We start from the raw sequence: 17,524 nt of genomic DNA on the forward strand, positions 1-17,524 counted from the left end.
TAATGCCTTACAGCTCGGTGTTAGGAGAAATCGTCGTCAGCTTGACGTGCTTGACGCCTTTGAGGGCCATCATCTTCTCGGCCACTTCCTTGACCTGCTTTCCATCACCCTGCAGCATGATCAGCTCCAGGCAGTTATCGTGGTCGAGGTGGACGTGGACGGAGGATTTGATCATGTCCATGTACTCGTGCTGGATGTCGGTCAGGTTGTTCACCAGGCCGCGCTGGTCGTGGTCATAGATCAGCGTGATGACGCCGATCCGCTCGCCTTCCACTTCGTTCATCCACTCGTAGTGCATGATGTAGTTCCGGATGGCGTCACGGATGCCCTCTGATCTGGACGAATAGCCCCGCTTCTCGATGATGTTGTCAAAGCGGCCCAGTAGATTGTCGGGTAGAGATACCCCGATACGCATTAGTTCCTGATCCATCTTAATTCATCCTCTCCACGGCGCAAATAGTAACATTTTTTAGAACAATAATATTACTTTTGATGTTAAAAAGGTTTTGATGGCCAGAGATTATACACTAATGATATGGCCTGTGATGCCAAATAATATTTATCGTGAACGTGCAAATATTCTTCTGGTCAGCATGTTTATCACCCGTATTAAGGCAGAAGGCCTGGCGGTCAACTCGTACCTCATCGGATCAGGCAGCGAAGCCGTCGTCATCGATCCGCTGCGCGATACGGATAAGTATGTGGAACTGGCCGATCGCAAATGTGTCCGGATCGGGCACATCCTGGAAACTCACCGGCACGAAGACTTCGCCCTCGGCTCGGTGGAGCTTCGATCTCTGACCGGCGCCCGGATATGCCGGAGCGGCCGGACTGCTGTCAAGTATAACGACTCACCCCTGGCAGACGGTGCAGAGCTGTGGTTTGGCAACGCTCTCATCCGTGCAATAGAGACCCCTGGCCACACCCCCGATAGCATGACCTACGTTCTCTACGAAGCAGGTAAGCCCGACATCGCTCTGGCCGCGTTTTGCGGCGACGTTCTCTTTGCCGGCAGCTGCGGCAGGATAGACTTCTGCGGCGAGACTGGTAAAGCAGGCTGTGCCGCCGAGCTCTACCGGTCAATTCACGATAGGCTGCTACCACTGGGTGACCAGGCCATCCTCTACCCTGCCCATGGCTCGGGATCTGTCTGCGGCAGCGGCATCAGCGACCGGGATGAGACCACCATCGGATTCGAGCGGCTGACCAGCCGCTGGCTGAGCCTCGACCTGGAAACTTTCATCCGGGAAAAAGCGGCCGAGAAGCTGGAATACGCTCCATACTTCCGCCGGATGGAGCACTGGAACGTCCACGGGCCCTCGCCCGTCCCGCGCCGGAGGCTGCCGGAACAGCTCGACCCTGCCAGCCTGAAGCGCTCGCTGAGCAGGAAAGGCGCTGTCCTGGTAGATACCAGGCTACCCCAGGCTTTTGCAGGCGGACACATTCCCGGCTCCTACAATATATGGCTGGAGGGGATGGCACTCCACTCCGGATGGCTGATCGACAGTGGTAGTAAAATCTACGTCGTGCCGGAGCGGGCGGAAGACGTGCAAACGATCGACCGGTATCTCCGCCGGATCGGGTTTGAGGGGGTAGCAGGTTTCCTCTGCGGAGGATTTACCGCATGGCAGAATCTGGGCGGACCTGTCGAGTACAGCGGAGTTCTAACTGTGGACGAGCTCAATGAGTATCTCGGCGGCGGCACAATTCACCTCATTGATGTCCGCGAGCCTTCCGAATGGGATACGGGCATCGTGCCCGGGGCTGATTTGCGCTTCCTGGGCAGGCTCAAAGACGATCTGCCCCAGGTTTCATTAGATACTCCTGTTGCCGTCATGTGCAGTACGGGCCTCCGGGCAGGGGCAGGTGTCAGCATTCTCCAGAAGGCCGGCTTCACCGAAGTATACAACGTGCTCGGCGGCATGACTGCCTGGAAAAGCAAAGGATACCGCGTGGAACGAGCGAGCTAATATCACCCCCATTTCTATACTATATTGGCTACTGAAAACTAACACGAACGCTGCGCTTTGATCGATGGAAGCAGACCCTTGCATCTGGCGTCATAGATTCCACAGATAGATTCGGTCATGAAAACTGGTTTTTCAAGAAGTGGTAGGAAAAACTGGATTGGCTCGACCCCGGGAGGCCTCGGTTTAAAATCGCAAAGGCGCAAAGACGCAAAAACGCAAAGATTTTCCTGTTATTACTTTGCGCCCTTGCGCCTTTGCGATTTAAGATCAAGGCGGCCAGGCGTCGAACCTCCTGCACCTAACGTAAACTATATATCAAAAAGATACATCAATATGATATATCAATTAGATATATCAGGAGCAAGGGTATGCCATCAGCACTGATACACTATTTTACCGGCACCGGGAACTCGTATCATGCGGCCACAGTGGTAGAGCGCCGGCTGAAGGACGCCGGCTATTCTGTCGAATGGCAGCAAGTCAGCAGGGGCACAAAACCGCCTGCGGGAAGCTTTGACCTGCACCTGTTTACCTTCCCTGTGTACGCTTGTGATATACCTGACATCATGGCCCGGTACATGTGGAAGCTGCCACAGGGCAATAACGCGAAGGCCGCTGTAATCGCCATCAACGGCTCGCTTCACCCGACTACCCGGGTGCCGGCAGCTCAGGGCGATCCTGGCTGGTCCTTCGATCACGCGGGCCTGATCCTGCGGCTGAAAGGCTATGATATTGTACTGGCAGACGCCGCTCCATACACCGCTAACATCAGGATTGTCCTCCCCATTCCAGGTGAAGCCGGGCAAGCTCGTATTCAGGAACTTGGGGACCGCCGGGTAGCCGGGCTGGCAGAAAAGCTCGTCCGGGGCGAGCGGAGCGTCAGGCACAACCTGCTACTGGCTTTCTTATACGTACCATTCGGGCTGGGATACGGCCTGGTAGGCAGGCACTTCTTCGCCAAGCTATATGTGGCAGATGGGAAGTGCAACGGGTGCGGAACTTGCGTCAAAACCTGCCCTGCAGGGGTAATCAAGCTCACCGCCGGGCGCCCCGGCTGGGACTGGCGGTGCCAGGGGTGCATGAGGTGCATCAACATATGCCCCCGGCGAGCCATCAACACGTCCATCCCCCGGGTGGTACTACTGCTGGGAATACTCCTGGTTCCTCCGGAGTGGTTCATAGCAGCTTTCAGCCAGGCAGGCATCGTTTTTCCATCCGGCACTGGCGGCACGATTCTAAGCTGGGCCGCTGCGCTGCTGGCCTTTATCGCACTCCTGTACACGGCTGATAAAGCCGTCTTTCTGCTTGAGCGGATACCTTTAGTGCGCAGCGTCATGGCGATCAACTTCAACTGGTGGTACCGGCAGTACATCGATCATAGCTTCAGGAAACTGCTGGCCCGGGGGAAACATTAAAGAGGGGCTGAAAATGGCCAAAACTAACTACGCAAAATACATCGTCCTCGGCATGCTCAGCTGCGGGCCCATGACCGGCTACGAGATGAAAAGCTGGGTCAAGGAAGCGCTCAGCTATATATGGGACATCAGCTACGGGCAGATATATCCCACGCTGGCCTTGCTGGAGAAGAACAAACTTGCCACGATGGTCGAGGAGCACTCGGCAGGCGGCAGGTCGAGGAAAGTATACCAGATCACCGACAAAGGCCTCGATGAGCTCCGGGCCTGGCTGCGGGCGCCCGAAACCAAAGAATACGAGCTGCTGCTGAAGATGTGCTTCGGCAACGAACTGGCCCCGGACGAGCTTATCAGGAAGCTGGAGGCTTACCGGCAGAAGCGGGAAGAGGAGATCAGAGCAATGGAAGAGTGGGCAGACGCGCTCGAGAAAGGGCCGTCGTTCGGGCCGAGCACTTCATATTTCGGGATGATCAACCGGCTGGGCATGGCATATTTCAGAGAAGAGATCAGCTGGTGTACCGAGTCCGTCGATATGCTGAAAAAGTCCGGTAACGGGGAGAAGCACTGAATATTCCAGGCATATATTCACTTTTTATTTATTTGGAGCCCCCAAACATTTTAAAATTGCGATAATCCTAACCTCTAATTTCTAATTTGCAAATGCTCTTTAAATAGCGAATATTTAAGTATATTACACATATATTTGGCTTTGTAGGCGGTACGGGGTATACGCCGTCTGCGACCAGCATATCACACAGGCACCAGGCAGTGCCTGTAACGAACATTGCACCCGGCCCCCGGCCGGGGCATCGTCCGTTTTTCGCCCAAAAATGACAAATTTTATCCCGTTTTCGAGAAAAGTTTTATAGTATCCCGCAAAATCCATTTTAAACGCAAATTTAATGGGGTATTCGATCAATGGATAACGGAAAAACCAGCATGTTTTATGTTGTTGCCACAATTCTTGTCATGTTGAGCATCACGCTGGCCATGAACGGCTTCTTCACCGCAGAGCAGATCGAGACTGCCCGGCAGAGCCTCAGCGCCAGTCTCCAGGGCTTCGTCGTACCCGGCGCCGACGCGCAGAGCACGATCTACGATACATACTGCTACATGCATAACCAGTACTACGGCCTCCGGTTCTAGGGCCTTCGGCCTTTTGAGGGCCTTCGGCCTGGGTGTTCCCAGACGTTAGAATAGAGGATCGTCTCAGGCCTAACAAAGATTTTTAAATTCAAGCATCACAGTGTGCAGGGGTGAATATGTCAATCCACTGTGGTTCTTGAATTACATCTGTAACTAAAAAAACGGATCTTCAAGTAGCAGAAAAACTCTATGATAAACTTTTAAAATAATCCTCTCAAACCTTTCTATTCTCTCAGACCTCCTCTCTAACCTCTGACCCTCCCTGACCTCCCAGCTTGAAAATCCTCCCCGACCTCCCGGGAACTCCCCGACCTCCAAGTTTTCCGAGGTGTACGTCAAAATGTTATTCTTTGCACGATTTCCGACAGCTTGAACTCCCCGGAGGCGATCTGCTTTTTGAGGTCGTTGGAGATCTTCATGGCCCCGAGCCTGTCCGAGTGCCTTTCGGTGATGGGTATGGTCATGCCGTTGAACTCAACGCTGCCCATGTTGGCTGAAACCGCCGGGCAGAGGCCTACGCAGGTGCCGCAGTTGAAGCATCTCGATCGGTCTATGTGCTTCGACTCTTTGCTTAAAGCAGCAGTTGGGCAGATCAGCTCTCCCTTGCACGGCTCGCAAGTGCCGCATAAGTCTGGATTGAACCTGATGGCGAAGTCGCAATTTTTCCAGACGTCTGCATAGGTGATCCTGCCCAGCTCGATACGGCCCCGGACGTCGACGACTGGCAGGGGGATCTCGTGATCAGTTTTCAGGATGTTCTTCAGTACCCGGTCGTTCAGCACCGGCACGGGCACCGCCCACGATGCGATGACTTCGGGGCCTTCGGATGTCACGAAGCCGCCCAGGTATTCGCTCTTCATCTGCTTCAGGTCGGCGACGGCGGAAAAGTTGGGCTTCTGGCTGGTGCTTCTGGTGCCGGGGCCGGTAATCATGCCGGGAGCGCCGTTGATGAGGGCCCTGGTACCGGCTCCCAGCACTTCGAGGTCCGGGTCTTTCTCGATGGGGTTCAGCTCGCCGCAGCCGCAGAACTTTAGCTCCTTGTATGGGCCGTAGAAGGCGCCGACTGAGAAGATGGACTTTTCCAGGGTTTCGGCGACCGGGTTAACGTATGCGAGATAGTTCTTGAACGCGTGCCGGGTGGCGATCATCTGGGCGTGGTAAATCTCGTCCAGCGTCGTAGTGGTCAATATCCGTTCGCCCGAGTCGGTGAGGACCTCTACGTCGATCTCCTTGCCTTCTACCAGGTCCCTGAAAAGGTGGCCGCCGCCATAGCGGTGATCGTAGGTGCTGTGGGCGGTGCCGTACACGATGGCGTCGACGATGCCGAGGCGCTCGTTCGGGCAGGGCCCGGGGTATGCAGGCACCCCGTTGAGCCACAGACCCTTGGCCCGGATGAATGCGTTCTTTTCGGCGACCTTGAACGAGAGGTTCGCCATGGTGCCGCTCATGATGCCCTTGGTGCCGCAGGTGACTACATCTACGTCCGGGATAGAATCTCCCTTCTCCGCCAGGCGCAGGATCTCCGTCGCGGTCATGACCGTTACCGTGCCCTTTTCAATGCGCTCGTTGATCTCCCGGATGGTCTTCGTTGTCACCATAATATACCGTGATTACATCTTGGGTAGGTATCCTTAAATCACTTTGTACGAGTATCTAATCGGAATGCCTGAAGTGTGATCCTCCGGGAAACCTGCTCCTGGGATACCGATCGGATTAGACAACTGCGTTAAGGTAAACGAACGCTGCGCTATGGCAGGATCACAGATTACCAGTATTCCCGTGCCCGAGGTGTACCCAGTGGTCTGGTGTTACGGCCATGCTTGGGCTCTCGTGGGTAGCACAAAGACACAAAACTCTTTTTTTAGAGGGACACTAAAACACTAAGACTCTAAGGTGCACGGCTAAAACACGAACTGCACGAAACCACTATTAATCGACAAAAGCCACGAAGGGCACGGCCTTAAAACACGAACAAGTTCCTCGAATGCTCAAAGACACCAAACTAAAACACAGTCGAACAAGCGGTTGCTATCTTTGACCGGCATCCTGGGTATAGTGCAGCGTATGGGTGCAGTAGTCGTGGCAGAGTAAGGCGATGTGGTTGTTTGTTTTAACTTGGTGACTTAGGGTTTTCGCGGAACTTGTTCGTGTTTTAAGACCGTGTATTAGTGCCCTTCGAGTTTTTACCAGTGTCTTAGTGCAATTCGGGTTTTAGCCGTGAATGTTGGGGTATTCGTGCATTTCGTGTCCCTCTAAAAAAGATTTTTGTGTTTTCGTGCTACCCACTAGAGACCATGGAATGGCTGAGCACCGGTCAGCTCAACAATCATAAGCCAAATAAGCACAGGGATACTGGAAATCTGTATTTCTGGTACAGCTCAGCGTTCATATATGAATCGCATTCGAGAACGCTTTCAACTGCAGGCGTTCAAATGGCGAACGACCCTGAACAGGAACTATCCAAAATGTTATATGAAATATTATACTTCGTGTAATCGGTGCCCGGCAGTTCGATAATTCCTGAAATGATAATAGTGATTGCGGTAGCTTTTTGGAAGCATCCGGCATTCCAGTCGCATGGCCTGAGGGAAAGTTTTATATTGCAAAAATGCCTTTAATGATTCGCACTCAAGGCTTTCACGTTACTGTAATATGATCGTGAAGGTCAGCGCCTGAATAGTAACCATCTTTTCGAGATGCGGGGGTAGCCCAGACAGGTCAAAGGCGCAGGATTGAGGGTCCTGTTCCGAAGGGATTCGCGAGTTCAAATCTCGTCCCCCGCACCAACGTACTCCGATTTATCAAAATTTTCACCCTAATTTGAGTCCTGTTCCCAATGCTAACCGGGCTTAAATATGGCTGCGCTATGGTGGACAAAATCATGCAGTCCTGTGCCGAGGAGACTGCAACAATGCGCAACAAAATCAACATTGGGAAGTTCAATGGTACCCCAAACATCAACGTTTTTCTCGATAAACTGTACAAGCACCTCAAGTACGACCGGGGTCAATCTGATAATTCGATTAATAACAGCCTTATACGTGCCAGAGTCCTGCTAACCAAATACAAACCCCTTCAGTTTACGGTGGAACAGGGGCAAACTATCTGGATGGACTATGAAGCGGCCGGAGCGGCACCACAGACAACGCGGCATATGCTCCACACTCTCGAACAGATTGCGGCGAGTCAGGGAGTAACGCTGAAACTCAAGAAACCTAAACTCATCAAGAAAGAGGTTGATTACCTGTCGTTGCCTGAGGTCAAAGCTGTCATCGAGGCAGCGGACAACCAGAGGGACGTCAGCATCATTACTTTACTCTTTTTTTCAGGTGTCCGTGCATCCGAGTGTACCCGGATTAATATTGACGACCTCAACATTAAGACCCGTATCCTGATGATTCGTGGCCAGACTAAGAACCGTAAGGAGCGACCAGTCGTCCTCACCAAGGAATGCATGAAAAGCGTGGAGGAGTGGCTGGCAATTCGCCCTGATGTCGAGTGTAATGCCCTATTCCTGAACCAGTACGGCGAGAGAATGACGAGGAGCGGTTTGTACAAGATTCTGCACAACGCCGGGCTCCGGGCTGGTCTAGATAAGCCAGTTTACTGCCATTTGATGAGACATAGTTGCGGGAGTGCTCTCGTTAAATCCGGAGTGCCAATAAACGTAACAATGAAGCACCTTGGACACAGCTCGATTAATACCACGATGCGATATGTTCACGCTAACATGCAGGAGGTTCAGGAGTTGATTGATGACAGGTTTGTCCTCTGAGCCACGAGTAACATTGCATGTTATACTCGAAGTGGTGCGGGTGGTGCGGGGTGGTGCGGCCTACCCCCGCACCACTTTGATAGCATTGACGTTAGTCTATTTTACTTCTAAAGTTCTAGTGGTGCGGGGTAATCTAGAAATCTTCTTATTGGAAAATCGTACATGTACCATTTTCAATGAGTATAATGGGAAAAACAGGGGTTATCCCGCACCACTTGAGCAATCGCCTAACGTAAGGGCTAAAAAGTGGTGCGGGGTGGTCGCACCAAGTTCCAGTGGAAACGTAGGTAGTGAAACAAATTAGGTGTTTTCTGGATAAAATACAGTAGAGAATACAGTAAAAAATAGAGTTGAGTACAGTATTGATTACGGTACTCTCTAAAACACTATTACTTTTTAATCAATGGATAAATAAAAGTAAAAATCTTTATTGATTCACATCAAAATTGCAGTTAGACTCGTTGAAATAGAAGTTCTCTGGAATATTGATTCCATATAAGTACTGGTTTGCAATGTTAAAGTAATAGGTTACGAACATCGAATCTATTCGCCGGCTTGTGTTTACATTTTCAACGATATAACTTCCATTTGTATCCGTGACATATCCTTTAATGCAATCATTTATTTTTTGGCTATACCGAATTTTTACGGTACCATAATACCCATCTATCTTTTGTGGATGGTAATGACCACTATTCTCGCATAGGTCTGCATATCCTTCAAAGTAGAGTTTCCCCTTTACAGTAACATTTGACGGAACTGTGACTGGTTGTGGTGTAGGGGTTGCAGTAATCACTGGTGTTGCAGTAGGTATTATCGTTGGTTCTATTGTAGGCGTAGTTTTTACATTGTCTGTTTGTGTGTTCCCGGTTGTACATCCTGCTATCGGTAAAACAATTAACACTATGCATATCATTGCAAAGGGTAGATATTTTCTCATATCTATTCTCCGTTAAATTATACGGTTATAGAATAAGAGGTCATATCTGTCATTGTAAATAAAGATTATTATTAAACATATGCATATCATTATGCTTAACTTAGTTTACACGATAAATAATCTCATCGAGTATTCTATTGAGCACATACCCAATGGCAACGTCGAGAACGCCAATGGCTATTCCTGCGACGAGGATGGTACTCAGGCTGTTTATCCCGGTGACTTCATACAAAACCACTAACCCACCGATTACAACGGCAATAGCGGTCTTCCCGGCGCTTTTGATGACATTATACCAGAAGGTCATCCGGTTATATTTCTCGACGAGGGCTGGGTCTATATTGAGCTGCTCAGCGACCTCCTCGACGTTCCCCTCATCATTCGGAGTCGGGGCGAACGGTAGCACAGGGAGAGTCATCACTGACCCTCTCCCATTGCCCGCTCTACTCCGGCAAGATACTCGTGTAATTCTTGTTTCCGCTCCTCTGCTTCATCTTCGAGGTATTCCAGCCGGTCACGGGCTAGCCTGAGTTTCATCTCCCTGTGATGACCCGGTATCCGTGCGGCGATGGCATTACAGACCATTATACCAATACTGACGAATCCGAAACCGATTAACCCGAGTCCGAGGGCATTAGCGAACACGTCTATCGGTCCATTAATCAATGCCGATATCACCGTCACTCCAGATACAACGGCCATACCACCTATGGCCAATCCCCCGAGGATGAGCATCTTGCCCATGCTGTACAGCGTCTTGTTGCTCTCAATACGCTGCAATTCCTTGATTTCCTGTTTAGTTATCATTCGTTTTTCCTCCCTTACTTCATATATTTCTTAATCTGTTGTTCCATAGTGTTCATGAGCCGCCTGTTTCCCATTTGAGCGAGTGTCTGGTTTACCAGTACACTGAGCGTTTTTTCTGGGGTCACCCCGGCTCTGCTGGATAGTCCTTCGAGAACGGTTGTGCTCTCATCGGTTAATTCAATAGTAATCGTTTTCGGCATAAGCAAGCCTCATAATATCGATACGTATTCATCTGCTGTACAGATGGGCATACCGCGCTCATCGCACGCATTGACAACAACGTGGTATTTACCTCTTAGATAGGATTGCTGAGGGATGGTGAAATTCAGATTGTAAGTGTAGTCCTCGTACTGGGCGAGTTGGAGGTCGGTAAAAATTTTTTCATAGTGGGCGAGGCTCTGGTTATTCTCAACACGGTAGGCGTCGAACGTCACCCGAGCGGTGTTCAGCTCCCGGCTATCAACATTCCTGACTACGATGGTTGCGTTCACCCGCTCGCCGAGCAAGTAGTTACAATCGCCGAGCTGAGACCTGTCCGGCAATATGGTTCCCGTTCCAGTATCAATAGAGAATAAGCTATCAGTGGTTACGTTACCACGCTGCCACTCGTTGAGTTGCGGGTAAATCTGGTATAATGGCGCTGCGACCATCATATGTTTCTCGCCGTGGCCATCGGTCAGTGTAACAGCCATATCGTATTTTACGCCATCATAGTTCGAATTCTGGTATACTATGAGCCCGGCGACGAGTACAGCTATGGCTACATTTACGATGAGGAACCCACTGACAACTTTAGGGATTGTATTAATGTCGTTTTTGTTATTCTCATCATGAGCCTCAGGGAATAATCGGTATATAAAGTCGAGAATCATTTTTGAACCGCCTATATGAATAATTAATAGGGGGGTGTCCCTATCGTCATCATCAGCACTCAGACCAGCATCCCCGACTCTTTCATTTCAGCTCTCACAGAACTGATAATATCCCGAGCGTAACTCTCCGATACCTGACGCTTAGTGCTACGGCAGAACTCTCGTGTTATCGTCTTACTGCTCATGTACTTCCCATTATCCTGTTTGGCGAGCATCTCCGGATTCGAGTAAAGCCAGTCGAATAACTGGTCGCCGGCAGTCGGCTCTCTGCCATCATCGTTTTTCTTTCCCATGTTTCGTTTTTCCTCCATTAACTTCTCAAGCGACATTTGTCTGCATTCGTCGTACATCTCCCTGATTTCTTTAGGGGGGAGTGCTACGAACCCTGTCTCCCAGTCCACACGACCAGTGCGAATGTACTTCTGATAAGCAACCGTTGCACCCTTTTTCTGGTCGAACGGATTAAAGAAGAGTATTACGAAAGTGAATTCACCGAACCCGAGCCTCTTGCAGTAAACATTACGCTTCATGTCCGTCCTGTACTGGGCGAGTCCTCTGACGATAACGTCCAGCATTCCAGCGCGGGGGATTGTGATTATAGTCGCAGTGTTCTGAGTCCTATCGGCGACCATAATCGAGTTAATAGCCCTGTGCATTTCAGTCGCCCATTCCGACCTATCCATGGAAGCGAAAACGTCATCGAGGAGGTTTACCGAGTGTTTTTGCGAGTTCTTGATGAGGTTGTCAATTTCCTCTCGGCCCATGATAGCAATCGTCGACGGGTTGAAGTATTTCCGCCAGTACCGAGGGTCACCATAGAAATGCAGGGCGAGCCTCATCGCCACGTTCCAGCCGAGGTTCAAGGCGAAATACGATTTGCCGGAGCCGACCGGCCCCTGAACGAGGATGACAACTTTCTGGTTATCGAACGCCGTCATCGTGTCCGCTACCATCAGGGACAGGTCGAACAGCTCGTGGTCTTCGACCCACTCGTCGTACTGCCGGTATTCCTCTATGGTTAGGGGGGTGTAACTCCTCGATGCATCAAACCCAAAATCATCGTACTTCGGGTCGTGCTGGATGTATTCACTCGGTAGAGACTCCGCCATCAATTGCGGGCACCTCCCCTTCTACAATATCCTGCTCCTCGTCTCCTGCACTCCGAGCCTCGTCGATTGCACGGCCCTTATTGTTGTACAGGATTGAGTTCAGGTCGAAGTCGACCTCTTTACCGGTGGCTTTATTGATGTATTTTCCATCCTCCGGTAGTTTGGAGAGTGGTATGAACCGTCTTCGGTCATCGCCGAATGGCCCGGCTATCATGACGCCGCGCTTACGAGCCCACCCCCAGCATGAGTCGAAATATTCTTTCACTTTGCCGATACAGCGTACAGCGGCTATACGGTGATTGTTAATCTTTTGTGTATCTGTGATTTTCCCCATGTTCTCGGCCCTGACCTGCTCGTTCAATTCGACTATAAGGTCATCGGCCTCTTGACGGAGTTCGGCTTTAACCCGAGCTTCTGGGATAAAATTGATACACAGGTCGCGCTCGGCGGTTATCTTTCCGATATCATTTGCATCAGCGATTCTATCGCCAGACTTGTCGCAGCGGAGTAATAGCGAGAATATATACTGGGGTTTCCAGTTTTTCTCGGCTCCCCCGGCCATGAGTACGGCGAGCTGATTCTCGGGGGGCTCGTTTTTCGTTTCCATGTTTTCACCTGCATTAAGCGATTTTTACGAGATTCTTACTCATGATGTAGCCCTTGTACTCGTCATACAGCCCGAATCCTCGACGAATCTCATTTCTGCCGATATCCTTCGGTGAGACAACTGTACTGACATCATAGAGATACTGAACAATGCCCTTGAGCAGTTCATCGAGCTTTTTGTCTTCACGGCGGTCGATTTCGAACTTCGGTGCAGTCATTTCGAACAGCACGACAAAGCTCGTGTAAAAATCAGATATGAAAGAGAACCCTAGGGTTTCATACTCAGCTCCGAGAGCCATATCCCGGAGCAATTGTGCCTTTTCGAATGTGGCTTTTTTGAATACTGCCTCTATCTCGTCTCTGAGGTCTACCTGCCGTCCTGATACTGCCTGTTCGTCGAGTTCCATACTATCAACTCCTTAGCATTAGCCATACGGCGGCTGCAAACAGGAATACGAGCAGGAGGACTAGAGCGGGCCAGAACTGAAGGACGAGTCCATATAATTCATCACCGAATGAACGAACCTGCCCGGAGTGACTATCCGGGTTATATGGCGCGTCCTCAGTAGATTTTTGTAAAATGAGGCCAAAAAACACTCCGAGGATTGCCACTATTATTATCAGCATGGCAATGCCAAACAGGGGAACGCCGCCTCGATTATCCTGAGTAAAAAATCCCATAACTAGTTTTGTGCCACGAACCCTAAATAAATCGTATATGGACGAGTCCGCTGCTATACGGTTTATTTAGGGTTCATAGTAATTTTTACTCAGGAAGTGACATCTTAATGTCTTTAGCTCAGTATCTCGCGGTTCGCAAACTGATGAAGAACCAGAAGGGTGACCTGTCCGGCATCGCAACCTCCGTGGTCGCGGTGTTCGTCGCACTGGCCTTCGGTGTCTTCTTCATTGCCATGCTGTACTCGAAGCTGAACCTCAGCGCAGATAATCCGTTTGCTCCGGTCTTTAACCAGATTCCGACAGACTTCGCTGCGGCAATCGGTATCGTCGTACTGCTCATCACTGTCGTACTGCTCATGTACGCGTGGAGAACCTTCACCGGCGGCAACGCAGGGGGCAGGGGCGAGTAACATCGCCCTTAAAAACGGATAGCTTCCCCGCCGGGTATTCCGGCGGGTGCAATGCTTTACTTTTTATAAAAGGTGGCAAAAATGAAAAACGGTCGCTTCCTGCTCTTTCTCATTATTCTAACAGCCGCACTATTACTCGTTATACCGGGAGCGATGGCGGCCACCTCTTACCTTAGTATCGAAAATTCGACGTATTGTGTTGCCGAAAATTCGACACTGAATGTCACAATTCAGCGGTCAGGCGACCTCACAAACCTCGTCGGATGCTCATTCCATACACTGAATGGCTCAGCTTTACAAGGTGACGATTATCTCCCCTCTATCGGCTCAGTGACATTTCTCTCCGGCGATGAAAATAAGACCATCAAGCTTTACATTCTGAATAATTCGACCTATACGGGTAACAGGAGTTTCTATTTTGAGATTAGTCAGCCGGTCGGCGAATCCCTGCTCCTCATCAACAATTCGACTGTAAACATTATTGAAGACCAGAAAATGCCGTTCACCCCTCCTCCGAAAGAGGATAATATGAGCGGCGTCCCGGATACTCTGCTTTATATTTGCATCATCGCGGTATTCGTGTTCCTTATCTTATCGTTCATTGAACTCCCGTTCGCTACTCCAGTCCTGAAACTCTACTTTAGAATTGTTATAGCGGGTCTGGTCATCGCCCTCTCATGGATTGTGAATATCTGGTTAACCTCTGGAGAGGTCGAATACAGTATTGCGGCGGGTTTCCTACTCTGCCGGGCTCCTGAACTCGCATATTTGTTTGTGTTCATCGTCATCTGTGAATTCCTGCTCGTGCTCTATCAGATTGTAAATTTCGCTGTCGATGATGTCATGGGCGGCGGTAAAAGGAAGTTGATGTAAAAATGACCGAAAACGTTACTCCAGTATCGCCGAGGCGTGAGGCTACTGTATCCGTAGCTCCGTCAAACCCTTACAGGCCTACTGAACCGGGCGAGATGCGTCTCCGTCACAAGATGACTGAGCTGACGCCTCGGAACCCTGCTATGCTGCGTAGGTATGTGCTTGCTTCGTCCCTTATGCCTGAGGATAAAGACCGCCTCTGTGCGTTCATAATGGAGGAGGAGGCACCTGAGCGGATTCTCGCTATGTTCAGCAAGGAGGAGGCTGAGCGCCGGGCATGGAACCGTAAATACCGGTTTTTCCTGCTCGAACTCAGCATGGATAAACTGGACACGGCGAACCCTGATTTCCAGTATATTAAGCGAGCTGTAAACGAGAACTGTGATTACATTCTCTCCCGTTGCAATGTTGCTAACGGCCCAAGCGAGCGTATCCTGCAGGATTTGGAGATGACTCAGGATAACGTAACGCAGACAGTCATTAACAGTTCAGCTCCTCAGAAAAAGGGCTGGATGAGTTTCTTTAGTAAAGGTGGTTAAAAACGATGGAAGATATATTTATTTCGCCGTTACTGCTCGCCGGAGTCGCAATCGTACCAGCGGCGCTCAGTGTCGTTGGGACGGCGGCATATTTCTTTAATAAGGTGCCGGAGACGAAATTTTTCCTGATGTTACGGCACATCAAGAAAACTAAACTCATGGTCAGGATTCACTATCAGAATAATTTCGAGGCGTGGGTCGTTGGGTACAAAAAGCCGACAGGCGAGTTGTTCATCTACGATGATAAGGGTGCGGTAATAACCCTTGACCCGAGGCATATTCACCAGTCGAAGAATAGTTTCAGGGCTGGTATTGAAATCGTCGATGTTTATAGTAAGTCGATTTGGCCTGTCGGCGCAACTGAGGCCATAAGGGTCAATGAAATCGACGATTATGTTAATGCTCTGGAGAACAATTGCCCGAGGCTCAAGGCTATGGATGAGCTGACCCGCCATACTGTTCTCGCCTGTCCTCCGGGCCAGCTTCACGAGCGCGTTAAGGGGCTCGTCAGTATAGATGACAATGGTCTAATATCTATCACCGAGGTGGCATCGCTGACAGAGGAGACGTATACTGAACGGCTCCAGAAACATAATCAGGCGGTCGAGGGTGAGGTTAATGCGATTATCGACGAGGTTAACCGGATTCACAAAGGACTAGAGGGCCGGGTAATGTTCGACCGTGTGTTCTCATGGGCTGACGCCGGGCTCGCCCTGAACAGCCAGCTCAAACAGGACACTATCAAGGAGATGGAGTGGTATCTGATTAACATCCATAAGAAGGACAACGACCCCACTGCTCTTATTAAACTGGCAATTATTGCGGCTATTGTCATTGTGGCAATTGGCGGTGTGATATGGTTACTCAAGGGAGGTTAAAAACGTGAGTGGAATTACAACGAGAGCCGATGCTCTAAAACAGAAAAAGAGTATGCTCGCCTATCTTCGGGAGCATAATCCTGAGACGCTGGAGTGCAACGACCTCCATATCGTCAAGGCGATTGATAGCTGGGGCGTCGAGATGCGTCCCAAGAAAAAGAACCGGAGGTGATATAATGGGATTCTTGGACAGGGTAAAACAGGCATACTCCGAGTACGAGGAAAAAGAGAAAAAGAAGGCTGCTGATGTCGAAAAGATACAGGCAGAGAATCTCGTCAAGCATCGAGCCGCTCTCAAGGTCCGTGAGGATGACCTGAAGTGGAGAGAGAAGGAAATCCGGCTCAGGGAGCGGGAGAACCGGCTCACCGAGCGTCAGGCGAAACTCAACACTCGGAGCAAACTCGGTAAGATAAGACGGCTCGGCAATCCGTTCGATGATATGCCGGATAGACTGTAAGGAGATGAGCGAGACGATAGCAGAAAAAAAGGATACACAGAAAAATAATGTCATTAAGGATGACAGCGGTAACGCTTTCCTTATTCTGACGTTCGTTCTGGCTATCGTCCTCCTCGGTCTTGCATGGATTTTCATGTCGCCGTTCATGAACGAAATGTTCGGGATTTATAACGGCTGGGTGGGTCAGGGCTGGGTAAGTCAGGATAGCTACCAGCGGATGACCATCGTCAAATATGGCTGGATGGCCATCCCTGTTCTCGGGATTATTATCCTTGCTGTCATCCTAATCATCCGGAGCTATGTCCGGCACGATGGAGGGTATTAGACTTGATAAAAACGGTTTACATACTGATATCAGGGATAATGGCAGCAGCGATGGAGACCTTGTTTATCACGTTCTTCGCTGACCTGTTCATGATGAAACTCATTGAAGCTATGCCATTACCATCTAACAAGTATGGCATCATCTTCACTTATGATTCACTATCGCCTCTCATCTGGGTACTCTACGCGGTGCCGCTCCTGACAATCGGGCTGACATTCATGTATTGTTACCTCAGGAGTGTTAAACAGGAGAGTGACGCGAATCAGTACGTCTACGGCTAACCCGAATAAGTGGGCGAGGTTGTACGACTGGACGACGAGCGACCGGATTTACACGGCTCTCGCCTACTATTTAGCTTTCATCACCTGTCTGACAATCGGCATTGATGTCCTGCTGAATAATGTTCAGTTCAGGTTCATTGGGTTTGGAACGGCGATTATCGTTGTCCTAATATTCCTGCTTGACTGGCGAAAGGTGACAATAGGCGAGTTTCTCGATAGAATTCAAAAGTAAAAACTGGGGGTAAAAACGAAAAATGGCTCATGAAAACTACATACTGGTAAACGGGTCGTGGGTAGACCCGAATAGCGCACAGGGACAGGCTTATTTGAGGAGTATCGGTCAGGCTCCAGCACCGCAGCCGACTCAGTCGACACAGACTGTACAGCAGACTACGCAGGCTCAGCCGGTACAGCAGACTCAGCCAGTACAGCAGGATGG

General features: G+C 50.1%; 25 protein-coding genes and 1 tRNA gene. 15 read left to right on the top strand and 11 right to left on the bottom strand.

Annotated elements, in window-relative coordinates:
• Positions 1-7: 7 nt before the first annotated feature.
• Positions 8-430 (bottom strand): nickel-responsive transcriptional regulator NikR, encoded by a 423-nt coding sequence (nikR, locus tag ACPLPM_RS10085; protein WP_424356657.1) that lies wholly within the window; start codon positions 428-430, stop codon positions 8-10.
• Positions 431-593: 163 nt separating this feature from the next.
• On the opposite strand from nikR, the gene ACPLPM_RS10090 reads away from it, so the two are divergent.
• The 4 genes from ACPLPM_RS10090 (at position 594) to ACPLPM_RS10105 (ending at position 4,531) form a co-directional block, all read left to right on the top strand.
• Positions 594-1,970, top strand: coding sequence for an MBL fold metallo-hydrolase (locus tag ACPLPM_RS10090; RefSeq protein ID WP_424356658.1), 1,377 nt, complete (start codon positions 594-596; stop codon positions 1,968-1,970).
• A gap of 368 nt (positions 1,971-2,338) precedes the next feature.
• Positions 2,339-3,385 (top strand): EFR1 family ferrodoxin, encoded by a 1,047-nt coding sequence (locus tag ACPLPM_RS10095; RefSeq protein WP_424356659.1) that lies wholly within the window; start codon positions 2,339-2,341, stop codon positions 3,383-3,385.
• Between the two features lie 13 nt (positions 3,386-3,398).
• Entirely contained in the window at positions 3,399-3,953 is a 555-nt protein-coding gene (locus ACPLPM_RS10100) for a PadR family transcriptional regulator (protein ID WP_424356660.1), read from the top strand.
• Positions 3,954-4,303: 350 nt separating this feature from the next.
• Positions 4,304-4,531, top strand: a complete 228-nt coding sequence (locus ACPLPM_RS10105) for a hypothetical protein (protein ID WP_424356661.1) — start codon at positions 4,304-4,306, stop codon at positions 4,529-4,531.
• Between the two features lie 153 nt (positions 4,532-4,684).
• Here ACPLPM_RS10105 and ACPLPM_RS10110 read toward each other — a convergent pair whose 3' ends face one another.
• Together ACPLPM_RS10110 and ACPLPM_RS10115 are read right to left on the bottom strand one after the other, a co-directional pair.
• The gene (locus ACPLPM_RS10110) at positions 4,685-4,849 is read right to left on the bottom strand and encodes a hypothetical protein (RefSeq protein ID WP_424356662.1); all 165 of its coding nucleotides are present in this window, start codon (positions 4,847-4,849) and stop codon (positions 4,685-4,687) included.
• A gap of 17 nt (positions 4,850-4,866) precedes the next feature.
• Complete coding sequence (locus ACPLPM_RS10115) at positions 4,867-6,129, bottom strand: methanogenesis marker 16 metalloprotein (RefSeq protein WP_424356663.1); 1,263 nt, start codon at positions 6,127-6,129, stop codon at positions 4,867-4,869.
• 696 nt (positions 6,130-6,825) lie between these two features.
• Here ACPLPM_RS10115 and ACPLPM_RS10120 point away from each other — a divergent pair.
• The 3 genes from ACPLPM_RS10120 to ACPLPM_RS10130 all read left to right on the top strand — a co-directional run bounded on the left by ACPLPM_RS10120 (position 6,826) and on the right by ACPLPM_RS10130 (position 8,306).
• Entirely contained in the window at positions 6,826-7,026 is a 201-nt protein-coding gene (locus ACPLPM_RS10120; RefSeq protein ID WP_424356664.1) for a hypothetical protein, read from the top strand.
• A gap of 203 nt (positions 7,027-7,229) precedes the next feature.
• Positions 7,230-7,317 (top strand) — tRNA-Leu (locus tag ACPLPM_RS10125).
• 80 nt (positions 7,318-7,397) lie between these two features.
• Positions 7,398-8,306 (top strand): tyrosine-type recombinase/integrase, encoded by a 909-nt coding sequence (locus tag ACPLPM_RS10130; protein ID WP_424356665.1) that lies wholly within the window; start codon positions 7,398-7,400, stop codon positions 8,304-8,306.
• A 427-nt stretch (positions 8,307-8,733) separates the two neighbouring features.
• Here ACPLPM_RS10130 and ACPLPM_RS10135 read toward each other — a convergent pair whose 3' ends face one another.
• From ACPLPM_RS10135 to ACPLPM_RS10170, 8 genes are all read right to left on the bottom strand, one after another.
• Positions 8,734-9,246 carry a hypothetical protein gene (locus ACPLPM_RS10135; protein ID WP_424356666.1) on the bottom strand — a complete coding sequence of 171 codons (513 nt, stop codon included), beginning with the start codon at positions 9,244-9,246 and terminating at the stop codon, positions 8,734-8,736.
• Positions 9,247-9,346: 100 nt separating this feature from the next.
• Positions 9,347-9,664: a hypothetical protein gene (locus tag ACPLPM_RS10140; protein ID WP_424356667.1), complete on the bottom strand. Its 318-nt coding sequence runs from the start codon at positions 9,662-9,664 to the stop codon at positions 9,347-9,349.
• Positions 9,664-10,053, bottom strand: a complete 390-nt coding sequence (locus tag ACPLPM_RS10145) for a hypothetical protein (protein WP_424356668.1) — start codon at positions 10,051-10,053, stop codon at positions 9,664-9,666. The genes ACPLPM_RS10140 and ACPLPM_RS10145 overlap by 1 nt, the downstream gene beginning before the upstream one ends.
• A gap of 209 nt (positions 10,054-10,262) precedes the next feature.
• The gene (locus ACPLPM_RS10150) at positions 10,263-10,925 is read right to left on the bottom strand and encodes a hypothetical protein (RefSeq protein ID WP_424356669.1); all 663 of its coding nucleotides are present in this window, start codon (positions 10,923-10,925) and stop codon (positions 10,263-10,265) included.
• A 59-nt stretch (positions 10,926-10,984) separates the two neighbouring features.
• Positions 10,985-12,034, bottom strand: coding sequence for a hypothetical protein (locus tag ACPLPM_RS10155; RefSeq protein ID WP_424356670.1), 1,050 nt, complete (start codon positions 12,032-12,034; stop codon positions 10,985-10,987).
• Positions 12,012-12,641, bottom strand: coding sequence for a hypothetical protein (locus tag ACPLPM_RS10160; protein ID WP_424356671.1), 630 nt, complete (start codon positions 12,639-12,641; stop codon positions 12,012-12,014). Before ACPLPM_RS10160 ends, ACPLPM_RS10155 begins: the two co-directional genes overlap by 23 nt.
• A gap of 13 nt (positions 12,642-12,654) precedes the next feature.
• The gene (locus ACPLPM_RS10165; RefSeq protein WP_424356672.1) at positions 12,655-13,047 is read right to left on the bottom strand and encodes a hypothetical protein; all 393 of its coding nucleotides are present in this window, start codon (positions 13,045-13,047) and stop codon (positions 12,655-12,657) included.
• 4 nt (positions 13,048-13,051) lie between these two features.
• Positions 13,052-13,321: a hypothetical protein gene (locus ACPLPM_RS10170; protein WP_424356673.1), complete on the bottom strand. Its 270-nt coding sequence runs from the start codon at positions 13,319-13,321 to the stop codon at positions 13,052-13,054.
• Positions 13,322-13,464: 143 nt separating this feature from the next.
• On the opposite strand from ACPLPM_RS10170, the gene ACPLPM_RS10175 reads away from it, so the two are divergent.
• From ACPLPM_RS10175 to ACPLPM_RS10210, 8 genes are all read left to right on the top strand, one after another.
• Positions 13,465-13,731 carry a hypothetical protein gene (locus tag ACPLPM_RS10175; RefSeq protein WP_424356674.1) on the top strand — a complete coding sequence of 89 codons (267 nt, stop codon included), beginning with the start codon at positions 13,465-13,467 and terminating at the stop codon, positions 13,729-13,731.
• Between the two features lie 81 nt (positions 13,732-13,812).
• On the top strand, positions 13,813-14,604 hold the full coding sequence (locus ACPLPM_RS10180) for a Calx-beta domain-containing protein (RefSeq protein WP_424356675.1): 792 nt from the start codon (positions 13,813-13,815) through the stop codon (positions 14,602-14,604).
• A gap of 176 nt (positions 14,605-14,780) precedes the next feature.
• Positions 14,781-15,143, top strand: a complete 363-nt coding sequence (locus ACPLPM_RS10185; RefSeq protein ID WP_424356676.1) for a hypothetical protein — start codon at positions 14,781-14,783, stop codon at positions 15,141-15,143.
• Between the two features lie 5 nt (positions 15,144-15,148).
• Positions 15,149-16,021 (top strand): hypothetical protein, encoded by an 873-nt coding sequence (locus ACPLPM_RS10190; RefSeq protein WP_424356677.1) that lies wholly within the window; start codon positions 15,149-15,151, stop codon positions 16,019-16,021.
• Between the two features lie 4 nt (positions 16,022-16,025).
• A complete protein-coding gene (locus ACPLPM_RS10195; protein ID WP_424356678.1) occupies positions 16,026-16,193 on the top strand; it encodes a hypothetical protein in 168 nt (55 codons plus the stop codon).
• A 4-nt stretch (positions 16,194-16,197) separates the two neighbouring features.
• Positions 16,198-16,479, top strand: a complete 282-nt coding sequence (locus tag ACPLPM_RS10200) for a hypothetical protein (RefSeq protein WP_424356679.1) — start codon at positions 16,198-16,200, stop codon at positions 16,477-16,479.
• A 4-nt stretch (positions 16,480-16,483) separates the two neighbouring features.
• Positions 16,484-16,804: a hypothetical protein gene (locus ACPLPM_RS10205; protein WP_424356680.1), complete on the top strand. Its 321-nt coding sequence runs from the start codon at positions 16,484-16,486 to the stop codon at positions 16,802-16,804.
• Positions 16,805-16,854: 50 nt separating this feature from the next.
• Positions 16,855-17,085 (top strand): hypothetical protein, encoded by a 231-nt coding sequence (locus tag ACPLPM_RS10210; RefSeq protein ID WP_424356681.1) that lies wholly within the window; start codon positions 16,855-16,857, stop codon positions 17,083-17,085.
• Positions 17,086-17,524: the final 439 nt, after the last annotated feature.

The organism is Methanocella sp. MCL-LM, from assembly GCF_049676595.1.
Classification (GTDB): Archaea; Halobacteriota; Methanocellia; order Methanocellales; family Methanocellaceae; genus Methanocella_A.